Raw genomic sequence first — 595 nt, forward strand, 5'->3', positions numbered from 1 at the left:
TACGGGCAGGTCAAGGACAGGTACGGGCTGGCGGCTCAGGCCGCGCAGCATGTCATCAAGAAGGTCGCCGACGCCTACGCCACCCTGCACGCCCATGTCCGCAAGGGCAATCTTGGCAGGCGCGGCTCCGTCCGGCGTGAGCGGGTGCTGGCCCGGCCGATCGTCTTTCGCCCGGGCGCGGCCCAGCCGTTCGACGACCGCTGCCTGTCCTGGCAGCTGGACGCGCGGACGGTGTCGATCTGGACCGTGGGTGGGCGGATGAAGGGCGTGGCGTTCACCGCCTCGGCCGATCAGCTCGCCCTGCTGGCCGCTCACCGCAAGGGCGAATCAGACCTGGTGTACCGCGATGGCAGGTGGTTTCTCATCGCCACCTGCGACCTGCCGGACGTTCCGGTGCGCGCGCCGGACGGGTTTGTCGGGGTGGATCTGGGGATCGCCAACATCGCCACCACCGCCACCGGCACCGCCACCGGCACCGCCACCGGCACCGGCACCGGCACCGGCACCGGCACCGGCGATGGTGTCCGTCACAGCGGCAAGACCCTGAACGCGGTCCGTCACCGCCACCGCGAGCTGCGCCGCCGCCTGCAGGCCA

At 71.6% G+C, this 595-nt stretch carries 1 pseudogene; it reads left to right on the forward strand.

Going from position 1 to position 595, the window contains the following annotated elements:
* Positions 1–353: 353 nt before the first annotated feature.
* Positions 354–595 (forward strand): annotated as a pseudogene (locus IEY82_RS40475) (hypothetical protein); the annotation flags it as partial.

Origin of the sequence: Nonomuraea cavernae (assembly GCF_014646355.1) — a bacterium.
GTDB lineage: Bacteria > Actinomycetota > Actinomycetes > Streptosporangiales > Streptosporangiaceae > Nonomuraea > Nonomuraea cavernae.